9 protein-coding genes are annotated in these 9,990 nt (G+C 68.2%); 6 read left to right on the top strand and 3 right to left on the bottom strand.

Features of this window, described 5'->3' with window-relative positions; all coding sequences use genetic code 11:
* The first annotated feature begins 47 nt into the window (after positions 1-47).
* From Y887_RS12890 to Y887_RS12880, 3 genes are all read left to right on the top strand, one after another.
* A complete protein-coding gene (locus tag Y887_RS12890; protein ID WP_046964717.1) occupies positions 48-608 on the top strand; it encodes a hypothetical protein in 561 nt (186 codons plus the stop codon).
* A gap of 91 nt (positions 609-699) precedes the next feature.
* Positions 700-1,479, top strand: coding sequence for an exodeoxyribonuclease III (xth, locus tag Y887_RS12885; RefSeq protein ID WP_046964716.1), 780 nt, complete (start codon positions 700-702; stop codon positions 1,477-1,479).
* Entirely contained in the window at positions 1,476-1,913 is a 438-nt protein-coding gene (locus tag Y887_RS12880) for a GFA family protein (RefSeq protein ID WP_046964715.1), read from the top strand. Before xth ends, Y887_RS12880 begins: the two co-directional genes overlap by 4 nt.
* A 189-nt stretch (positions 1,914-2,102) precedes the next feature.
* Here the strand turns inward: Y887_RS12880 and Y887_RS12875 are convergent, their stop codons facing one another.
* Entirely contained in the window at positions 2,103-2,354 is a 252-nt protein-coding gene (locus Y887_RS12875) for a GlsB/YeaQ/YmgE family stress response membrane protein (RefSeq protein WP_039425819.1), read from the bottom strand.
* Positions 2,355-2,480: 126 nt separating this feature from the next.
* Between Y887_RS12875 and Y887_RS12870 the strand changes: the two genes are divergently transcribed.
* Positions 2,481-3,077 (top strand): 4'-phosphopantetheinyl transferase family protein, encoded by a 597-nt coding sequence (locus tag Y887_RS12870; protein WP_046964718.1) that lies wholly within the window; start codon positions 2,481-2,483, stop codon positions 3,075-3,077.
* Here Y887_RS12870 and Y887_RS12865 read toward each other — a convergent pair.
* Positions 3,056-4,648 carry an alkaline phosphatase D family protein gene (locus tag Y887_RS12865; protein WP_046964714.1) on the bottom strand — a complete coding sequence of 531 codons (1,593 nt, stop codon included), beginning with the start codon at positions 4,646-4,648 and terminating at the stop codon, positions 3,056-3,058. The two genes, Y887_RS12870 and Y887_RS12865, sit on opposite strands and share 22 nt — an antisense overlap.
* A gap of 262 nt (positions 4,649-4,910) precedes the next feature.
* Positions 4,911-6,539, bottom strand: a complete 1,629-nt coding sequence (locus Y887_RS12860; RefSeq protein WP_046964713.1) for an alkaline phosphatase D family protein — start codon at positions 6,537-6,539, stop codon at positions 4,911-4,913.
* Positions 6,540-6,913: 374 nt separating this feature from the next.
* Here Y887_RS12860 and rsmG point away from each other — a divergent pair, with 374 nt between their 5' ends.
* A complete protein-coding gene (gene rsmG, locus Y887_RS12855; protein ID WP_046964712.1) occupies positions 6,914-7,552 on the top strand; it encodes a 16S rRNA (guanine(527)-N(7))-methyltransferase RsmG in 639 nt (212 codons plus the stop codon).
* 474 nt (positions 7,553-8,026) lie between these two features.
* The gene (locus Y887_RS12850) at positions 8,027-9,853 is read left to right on the top strand and encodes a DUF885 domain-containing protein (protein WP_046964711.1); all 1,827 of its coding nucleotides are present in this window, start codon (positions 8,027-8,029) and stop codon (positions 9,851-9,853) included.
* Positions 9,854-9,990 lie beyond the last annotated feature (137 nt).

Below are 9,990 nucleotides of genomic sequence, written 5' to 3'. Positions count from 1 at the left end.
GGCGCGGCCGCATGCGCCGCACGAATGCACGTTGAAGGAGACAACGGATGCACGAAGAAGAACTCAAGCAGCTGGCCAGGGCGCTGGGCACGCTTGCCGCCACCATCGAGGCGCGCGACGAGCGTCAGCATGCCGCGCTGGAGCGGGACATGGCCGCGCTACGCGCACTGGTCGCGCGCAACGGGGATGAAATCAACCGCCTGGTCGGCGGCGCGGTACCGCAGCTGCAGCAGGCCTGGAAACAGGCGCTCGACAGCAGTGTGGCGCCCGCCTCGCGCCGGCTGGACGCGGTGATCTCGCGCTCCGGCACGGCCTTGCAGGCGGTCGAAACCGCGCACGAAGCGCTGCGCAGCCGTTGGCTCACCCGCGCCTGGATCACCTGCGCCGGGCTGATCGTCGCGACGGTGCTGGCCTGTGCCTCGAGTGTGTACCTGCTGACCGAAGCGCGCCGCGACCTAACCCGATACCGGGTCGACGGCAAGGTGCTGCAGGCCGTCGCCAACAGCGACGTCGTCCTGTGTGGTGACCGCCTATGCGCCAACGTCGATGCGCGCGGCCCCCGCAGCGGCGCGCGCGACCAATACCGGGTGGTCAGACCGCGGCCATGACCGCAGGCCGCGCGCAGCATGGCCGCGCAGGCACGTCGGACTGACCGGCGAGGCCACGGTACCATTGGTGGTTTGGACCACGGCCCCCGCCATGAAGATCGCCTCCTGGAACGTCAACTCGCTCAACGTGCGGCTGCCGCACCTGCAACAGTGGCTCGCCGACTTCGCGCCGGACGTGGTGGGCATCCAGGAAACCAAGCTGGAGGACCACAAGTTCCCGGATGCGGCGCTGGCCGCGCTCGGTTACCGCAGCGTGTTCTGCGGTCAGAAGACCTACAACGGCGTGGCGATCCTGTCGCGCGCGCCGGCGCTGGACGTGCAGATGGGCATCCCCGGGTTCGATGATGTGCAGCAGCGCGTCATTGCCGCCACCGTCGATGGCGTGCGCATCATCAATCTGTACGTGGTCAACGGCCAGGACGTGGGCACCGACAAATACGCCTACAAGCTGCGCTGGCTGGATGCGGTGCACGACTGGATCGCGCAGGAGCTGCAGCGCCATCGGCAGCTGGTGGTGCTGGGCGACTTCAACATCGCTCCGGATGCGCGCGATGTGCACGACCCGGCGGTGTGGAACGAGACCCACATCCTCACCTCCGCCGCCGAGCGTGCCGCACTGGAAAGACTGCTGTCGCTGGGGCTGCACGATGCGTTCCGGCTGCATTACGATCAGGCCGAGCAGTTCAGCTGGTGGGATTACCGCCAGGCCGCGTACCGGCGCAACCTGGGGCTGCGCATCGACCTGACGCTGGTGTCGGACGCGCTGCGCGAGCGAGCCGTGGGATCGGGCATCGACCGCGAACCCCGCACCTGGGAACGTCCCAGCGACCACGCCCCGGCCTGGGTGGAACTGGCGGAGGTCGGTGCATGAGCGAACGTCATCTGCGTCGCAGCACGCACAAGATCGGCGAGGTGACGCTGGGACCGGTACACCGGTTGAGTTGCCACTGCGGCGCCGTGCAGATCGACCTGGAGTTGCCGCACGGCCTGCTCGATCCACGCCACTGCGATTGTTCGATGTGCCGCCGCCGTGGCGCCATCGTCGCCTCGGTCACGCTCGATGGCCTGCACGTGCTGCAGGGCGAAGACGCGCTGCGCCTGTATCAGTTCAACACACATGCCGCGGCGCATTACTTCTGTGGCGTCTGCGGTATCTACACCCATCACCGCCGCCGCTCCAATCCCAACGAATACGGCTACAACGTCGGCTGCCTGGAAGGCGTCAACCCCTATGCGCTGAACATCGCCGTGCCGGTGGAAGATGGCGTCAACCATCCGGCAGACCGTCGTGCTGCCGGCAGCTGACACGACACTGCCCGGGCAGACCCGGGCAGTGCTGTTACCGCGATGGCGCGACCTGACGCGACCGAAAACGCAACGCTGCGCTCGTCAGAAGATAGCGGCCCACCCGCATAGGCGGGCCACGCATACGCTAGGTATCTGGCGCGCCCTGCGCGCCCCTGACCGCCGCGCGCACCGCTGGGTCACAGGCGCTTAGCGCACACGGCCGCGGGTAAACAGATTGACGATGGCCAGCAGAATCACCGCACCCACCAACGACCAGACAAAGGTCATCACCGTGATCGCCTGGTTGATGCCGCCGCCCAAGAACCAGCCTGCAATCATTGCACCGACGATGCCGACCACGACATTGAGGATGATGCCCTGTTGCGCATCGCGACGCATGATGATGCTGGCCAGCCAACCCACGATACCGCCGATGATCAACCAGATGATGATGCCCATGGTGCCAATCTCCTCGTTCGCTTGCACCGGGAGCGGTGCATGCGCGCCATTGGACGCAGCAGTCTGTGAAGCAGCTGTCGAGCGCGATATACGCACTGTCCAAGCGTTGGGGTTGGTGTGCACAGCGTGAGCGTGCATGCCGATTGGCAGCACGGCCCGGTGCAGCTATGGCTACGTCCGCATCGGCCCGGTGAGCGCGGCGAACCGCAGGCGCGGCAGCTGCTTGGCCCGGCCCTGGCGATCGACCCGGCCGAGGTGCCGCTGCTGCGCGATGCGCGCGGTCGCCCCGGTCTGCAACCGGCGCTGCCCGACTGGGATACCGGCTGGAGCCACAGTGGCGAGTATCTGCTGGTCGGGCTGGGTCGCGGCGTGCGGCTGGGCGTGGATCTGGAACGGATCCGCGCACGACCGCGCCTGCTGGATATCGCGCAGCGCTTCTTTCATCCGGACGAGCTTGCATTGCTGGCGGCGCTGGAGGCCGACGCGCAACAGGCGCTGTTCTTCCGTCTGTGGTGCGCCAAGGAGGCCTTGCTCAAGGCAGACGGGCATGGCTTGTCGTTCGGTCTGCATCGGCTGGCGTATGCGCTGGCGCCAGATGGGGGATTGCGCCTGCAGTGGTGCGACCCCGTGCTGGGCGATGCCGAGCATTGGCAACTGCACGAATGGTGGGCCGCGCCGGACTGCCGCGCCGCGCTGGCGTTTTATCCCCGGCCCGCCGCGTGAGGCGCCGTGCCATACGGCAGGATCGGCTGACGGAACTGCGCCACGCCATCGAGATCGCGCAAGGTCACCGTCAACACGCCGCTGGCGCCGTCGATCTCCACCTCGCCGAAGAACTGATAGCCGGCCAACGGTGAGGTGTTCGGCGCCGGCGGCGCCTTCTGGAACACCACCGTCGGCCCGAAGGTGGCATCCAGCGCATTCGGCCCGAAGCTGCCTGCATTGAGCGGGCCGCCGACGAATTCCCAGAACGGCTCGAACTGCTGAAACGCGGCGCGGTCCGGGTGGTAGTAATGCGCGGCGCAATAATGCACATCGGCCGTCAGCCACACCGTGTTGCGGATGCGCGCGCGGCTGATGAAACGCAGCAGCGCGGCGATCTCCTGCTCGCGTCCGCGCGGCGCGCCATCATCGCCGTTGGCGATCGCTTCCCAGCGCGGGCGCCCGGTGCCGTCTTCGCCATCGGGCACCTGCAGGCCGATCGGCATGTCGGCGGCGATCACTTTCCACTGCGCGCGTGAGCCGGCCAGCTCGCGCTGCAACCAGGCCAGCTGCTCGGCGCCGAGAAATGCGGTCTCCGCGCTGGGCGTGGGTTGCAGATTGTCGCTGTTGGCGCCGCGATAACTGCGCATGTCCAGTACGAACACATCCAGCAGCGGGCCATAGCCGATCTTGCGATAGATGCGCCCAGTGCCGTCGGCGCGCACTCCGCGCATCGGTGCGTATTCCAAAAACGCCTTGCGCGCGCGCGCGGCCAGCACCTGGATGTCGCGTACCTGATAGCGCGCATCCAGTTGTTTGCCGGGCGACCAGTTGTTGGTGGTTTCGTGGTCGTCCCATTGCCACAGTTGCGGTACCTCGGCATTGAAGCGGCGCACATGCTCGTCGAGCAGGTTGTAGCGGTAGTTGCCGCGAAACTCGTCCAGCGTTTCGGCCACCTTGCTCTTGGCCGCGGTGGTGAGATTGCGCCACCGCTTGCCCTCTTCGACGATCAGTTCAGCCGGGATCGGGCTGTCGGCATAGATGGTGTCGCCGCTGTGCAGGAAGAAATCCGGATTGCGTGCGCGCATCGCGCTGTAGATGCGCATGCCGCCGATATCGGGATTGATGCCGAAGCCCTGGCCGACGGTGTCGCCGCTCCAGACAAAACGCACATCGCGTCGGGTCTGCGGTGCGCTGCGCAGATGGCCATGCACCGGCGCGCTCAGGACACCGCTGTCGGCGTCCTCCAGGCGCACCCGGTAGAAGATGTCCTGGTCGCGCGGCAATCCGTCCAGGTCCACGCGCGCGGTGAAATCGTGGGCGGGCAGGGCCATCGGGCCATCCACGCGACGCGCCTGGCGCAGGCTCGGCCGCGTATCCCATTCCACCCGCATCCGCGCCGGACGGTCCGCGCGGGCCCACAGCAACGCGCCGCCGTCGCGCACATCGCCGCTCTGCACGCCGTCGGTGATGATCGGCCGCCCGGAAGGCGCGGCCAGACTGCGGGCAGACCAACTGGCAGTGGCCGGCAACAACAAGCCGGCACCCAGACCTTGCAATACGCGGCGGCGCGCGGGATCGGAAGCGGTCATGGCATCCTCGAACGTCTGGCAGCGGCGCCCAGATATAGCGCCGCCGTCTTACCGGCGCGTGTCCGTTGCGCTGCACGAAGCGCCCGGCCTGTGGGGAGGGATGCAGCCACTGCGTTGCGCAGCACGCACAGCAAGACCTGCGCGGCAAGGCAGTGGCAGGGCGGTTCACGCGCGCTGCCACGGTCGTGACGAGCAGCCAAAGCAAGCTGTGGTGGATGGTGAGGCAGGAGGTCGCCACCACCCGCGGCAGCACAGCGCAGACTCACGCCTCCACCGCACCGGCCTTGCCGTCTTCGACCACGAAGCGCTTCAAGGTCGCGACGGTGGCATCGCGGTCACGGCGGTCTGAGATGCCCTGCAGGCGCGTTTCCATCCGGTCCGGCGTCAGCGTCACCGAGACATAGCCGCGGGTTTCGCCTTCGGCGTAGTGCACGTGCGGATTGAGCGCCATGGTCTTGTGCAGCTCGGCGTTGCTCTGGCCGTCGGAGGTGATCGAGGTGCCGACGAATTCGGTGGCCAGCGTCGGCGAGTCCGGGTTGGCCGGATCGGCCTTCAGATCGGTGACCCAGTACGAGTGGATGTCGCCGCCCCAGAACACCGGGTTGCGCAATCGCGTGGTGGCGATCGTCTCGAGCATGCGCGTGCGCGTGGCCGGGTAGCCGTCCCAGCCGTCGGTCCAGTGGCCGAACACGCCGCCGCGGCCGTGCTGCTGCATCGGTGCCACCAGCAGGTCCTGTGCAATCACGTTCCAGCGCGCGGGCGAGTGTGCGAAGGCGCCATGCAGCCAGCGCTCCTGTTCCCGGCCGAGCATGCTGCGGCGTGGGTCGGTACGTTCGCGGCAGCTGTCATCCACCACATGCCCGCCGCGCCAGCCGTTGGCCTGCGGGCAGGGTTGTTCGCTGCGGTACTGGCGCCCATCGAGCACGTAGAAGCGGGCCAGCTGGCCGTAGTCCAGCGAGCGGTAGATGCGCATGTCGGCGCCATGCGGGCGATTGCGTGCGCGTAGCGGGAAGTGTTCGTAGAAGGCGCGGTAGGCGGCCGCGCGCCGGGCCAGGAACGTGTCGACCTTAATCGACGGGTCCTGCGACCAGCGGTTGGCGTAGTCGTTCTGCACCTCGTGGTCGTCCCAGGTCGCCACGCAGGCGCTGCCGGCGTGCAGCGCCTGCAGGTCGGGGTCGGTGCGGTACAGCGCATAGCGGTTGCGGTAGCCGGCCAGATCCAGGCACTCGCCGCTGCCATGCGGGCGCACGATCTTGTTCGCTGCCTCGCCGCGGTTGCTGTACTCGTAGATGTAATCGCCGAGGAAGAACACCAGGTCCGGCTGTTCGGCGGCCAGGTGGCGGTAGGCACTGAAATAGCCCAGTTCCCAGTGCGAGCAGGACACAAAGCCCAGCCGTGCGGCATCCGGCAACTGGTGCGGCGCCGGCAAGGTGCGTGCGCTGCCGATGGCGCTACGTGCGCCCAGCGCCTGGAAGCAGTACCAGTACGGGCGATCGGCGGCCAGGCCGGCGACCTCCACATGCACCGCATGGCCCCAGGCCGGGCTGGCGACGGTCTGGCCCTGGCGCACGATGCGGCGCATGCCCGGGTCGCTGGCCACCTGCCAGCGCACCTGTACCGGGGCGGTCAGCCCGCCGCGTCCGTCCGGCTCCAGCGGGCGTGGCGCCAGCCGGGTCCAGATGACAAAGCCGTCGGCCAGCGGGTCGCCCGCGGCCACGCCCAGGGTGAACGGGTCCGGGCTGCCGCTGGCCCGCGCGAACGGGCTGAGCAGTCCGGCGGCCGCCAGCCCGGCACCGGCGACGAGAAGACGGCGCCGGCCGTGATCCACGGCGGCAGCTGCGTTGCCGGGGCCAGGCAGGGGCGATGCGGACGACGGGTCGATCAAGGACATGGGCACAAAAGCGATCTAGCGGACGCGACCATAGTGCGACCGGCGGATGTCCGTTCAATGGCAGCGGCAGTGGTGTCGCTGCCGGCGCAGGCTTGCGCGCGTCATCGACATCGTCATCGACATCGGATGGCAGATGGCGGATGGCTTGTACGGGGTGTGCCACCGCAGCGGATGCTCCCGCCTAAAGCGATGCGCATACGCCGGTGCAGCGGCGGCTGTCATGTGTGGCAGGTCGTGCGGCATCGCAGGCCTGGACGTTGTGCTGGGCAAGTTCAAGTACGTCGGTTTGCGGCCCACCGCGCTCACGCGCCGCGCATCGCCACCATCCGCGTCACGCACGCACCTGCACGCCAGCCAGCTGCGATAATCGCGGCATGAACGATGCCGTCCTTCCCCCCGATGTAGCCGCTGCGCTGGCCAACGGCCTGCAGGCCCAATCCCTGGATGCGGCGTTTGCCGCGCCGTTGTTGCGCTATCTGACGCTGCTGGTGCGTTGGAACAAGACCTACAACCTCACCGCCGTGCGCGACCCGCGCGAGATGGTCACCCGCCATCTGCTCGACTCGCTGGCAATGCAGCCCTACATCGCCAGCGGCACGCTGGCCGATCTGGGCACCGGCCCCGGTCTGCCCGGCATTCCGCTGGCGATCACCCGCCCGCAGTTGCAGGTGACCCTGGTGGAGAGCAACGGCAAGAAGGCGCGCTTCATGCGCGAGGCGCTGCGCCAGCTGGCGCTGGGCAACGCACGCGTGGCCGAGTCGCGCGCCGAAGCGCTGGACGAGCCGGCCGCCTACGACCATCTCACCGCGCGGGCGCTGGATACGCTGGCCGGCATCATTGACGTCGGCGGCCACCTGTTGCGCCCGGGCGGCAGCCTGCTGGCGATGAAGGGCGTCTACCCGCACGAAGAGATCGCGGCACTGCCCGATGGCTGGAGCGTGGGCGAGGTGCACCCGCTGCAGGTGCCGGGCCTGGATGGCGAGCGGCACCTGGTGGTGGTGCGCAGGGGCTGAGCAAATCGGTCTCAAAGCGCCCTCACCCCAGCCCTCTCCCGCAGGCGGGAGAGGGGGGTGAACACCGCCCCCGACAAGCTCACCGTATCTCTTCCCTGGCCAAGCAGGCCAACTCCCTTCCCCCGCCTGCGGGGGAAGGTGCCCGCAGGGCGGATGGGGGCGGCCGGCTGCAGTCCCGGCCCCGCCAGGGCACCGACGCGCGTTCTCCACAGGCGGGAGAGGGAGTAAACACCGCCCCCGACAAGCTCGGCGCCCGCCTTCGCTGGATAAGTACATCAGCCCCCTTCCCCGCCCTCGACGAGCACACCAGTTCCCTTCCCCCGCCTGCGGGGAAGGTGCCCGCAGGGCGGATGGGGGCAGCACCGACACTCCAGCCACACCCGTGCGCCGGCCCGCGTTGGGACTTCCGGCCCATGGCAGCTCACGCGTGGGCTGCCATGATCGGGCGTTCGCTCCAGATCAGGCTTTCCGCACGTGACCTCTTCGTTCGCCACTGCCCTCGCGCTCGCCCTGTTGGGCACCTCGTTCGCCGCCACGACCCAGGCTGCCACACCACCGGCTCCGGCCACACTGACCGCCGAAGCACCTGCCGACGCGCGCTTCCGCGCGATCTACGAGAAAGAGTGGGCATGGCGCCAGGCCGAGACCGGCCAGGCCGATGAAGACACCGATACCACTGGCGACAACACCAAGCTGCCGGATGTCGGCGCGGCCGCGCAGCAGGCGCGCCTGGCGGTGTGGGAGGGTGTGCTCAAGCAGCTCGACGGCATCGACCCGAAGCAGCTCTCGCCGGCCAATCAGATCAACTTCGCCATTTACCGCCCGCAAGTGGAGAACCTGGCGGCCGAGGTGCGTTTGCGTGCCTACGAGATGCCGTTCAATTCCGACAGCTCGTTCTGGTCGAATCTGGGCTTCATGGCGCAGCGGCCGATGAAGACCGCGGCCGAGTACCGCGCCTACATCGCGCGCCTGAACGATGTGCCGCGCTACTTCGAGCAGCAGACCGCCAACATGCGCGCCGGACTGGCGCGCGGTTTCAGCGTGCCGCGCGCAGTGCTGGACGGACGCGATGTGTCCATCGCCACCGTGGCCGATGTCAAAGACCCCACCGACTCCGCGTTCTACGCGCCGTTCAAGCAACTGCCGGCGCAGATCCCCGCCGCCGAGCAGGCACAGTTGCGTGCGCAGGCCAAGGCCGCGTTGAGCGGCGCGGTGCTGCCGGCCTACGCCAAGTTGCTGGCCTTCTTCCGCACCGACTACATGCCCAAGGCACGCACCACCCTGGCCGCCGAAGCGCTGCCCGACGGCAAGGCGTTCTACCGGCAGCAGATCCGCGAATACACCACGCTGGAATTGACGCCCGAGCAGATCCACCAGATCGGCCTGGACGAGGTGGCGCGGATCCAGACCCAGATGAACGCCATCATCCAGCAGGTGGGTTTCAAGGGCAGCTTCGCGCAGTTCCTCGCCTTCCTGCGCACCGACCCGCAGTTCTATGCCAAGACGCCGCAGGAGCTGCTCGATCGCGCCGCATGGATCTCCAAGCGGGTGGACGGGCAGGTGGGCAGGTTCATCGGCACGCTGCCGCGCGGGCGCTTCACCATCAAGCCGGTGCCGGACGATATCGCCCCGTTCTGGACCGCCGGGCGCGGCGGCGCCACGACCTATTGGGTCAATACCTACAACCTGCCGTCGCGGCCGTTGTACAACCTGCCGGCGCTGACCTTGCACGAGTCCTCGCCCGGTCATTCCTTGCAGGGCTCGCTGGCGCTGGAGCAGGGCGAGCAGCCGGCGTTCCGCCGCCAAAACTACATCTCCGCCTATGGCGAAGGCTGGGCGCTGTACACCGAAAAGCTCGGCCAGGAGATGGGCATCTACGAGACCCCGTACGAGGAATTCGGCCGGCTCACCTACGAGATGTGGCGCGCCTGCCGGCTGGTGATCGACACCGGCGTGCACCACGACGGCTGGACCCGGGAACAGGCGCTGGCCTATCTGCGCGACCGCACCGCGCTGAGCGAGCACGAAGTCACCACCGAAGTGGACCGCTACATCTCCTGGCCCGGCCAGGCGCTGAGCTACAAGCTGGGGGAGATCACCATCGTCAAGCTGCGCGCCGAAGCCGAACGCGAACTGGGCGATCGGTTCGACATCAAGGCCTTCCATGACGTGGTGTTGAAGCAGGGCTCGGTCACCTTGCCAGTGCTGGAACAGCAGGTACGCGCTTTTATCGCCGAGAGCAAGGCACGCCCGGTCAAGGCCAAGTCCACCGCCACCGCCACCGCCACCGCCGCGCCCTGACCGCCGCGCGCGATGCGGTCCCGGTGCAGCTAACGCCGCCGGGATCGATCGCGCCTGCGGCAGGGCAGACGTGCCGCCTCGGCCGGCGATCCCGATCCTTCCGGTGGCTGTGAATTGGTCGGGACGGCATCGCGGCC

Origin of the sequence: Xanthomonas pisi DSM 18956, assembly GCF_001010415.1 — a bacterium.
GTDB lineage: Bacteria > Pseudomonadota > Gammaproteobacteria > Xanthomonadales > Xanthomonadaceae > Xanthomonas > Xanthomonas pisi.
Note: the sequence above shows the minus strand (reverse complement) of the source record. Positions and strands in the feature narration are given on the sequence as shown.

Excerpts from the sequence above, each read along its gene's own strand:
- Y887_RS12865 (WP_046964714.1), bottom strand. The coding sequence starts at position 4,648 with ATGACCGCTTCCGATCCCGCGCGCCGCCGCGTATTGCAAGGTCTGGGT.
- Y887_RS12875 (WP_039425819.1), bottom strand. The coding sequence starts at position 2,354 with ATGGGCATCATCATCTGGTTGATCATCGGCGGTATCGTGGGTTGGCTG.
- Y887_RS12880 (WP_046964715.1), top strand. The coding sequence starts at position 1,476 with ATGAGCGAACGTCATCTGCGTCGCAGCACGCACAAGATCGGCGAGGTG.
- rsmG (WP_046964712.1), top strand. The coding sequence starts at position 6,914 with ATGAACGATGCCGTCCTTCCCCCCGATGTAGCCGCTGCGCTGGCCAAC.
- Y887_RS12860 (WP_046964713.1), bottom strand. The coding sequence starts at position 6,539 with ATGTCCTTGATCGACCCGTCGTCCGCATCGCCCCTGCCTGGCCCCGGC.
- Y887_RS12890 (WP_046964717.1), top strand. The coding sequence starts at position 48 with ATGCACGAAGAAGAACTCAAGCAGCTGGCCAGGGCGCTGGGCACGCTT.
- xth (WP_046964716.1), top strand. The coding sequence starts at position 700 with ATGAAGATCGCCTCCTGGAACGTCAACTCGCTCAACGTGCGGCTGCCG.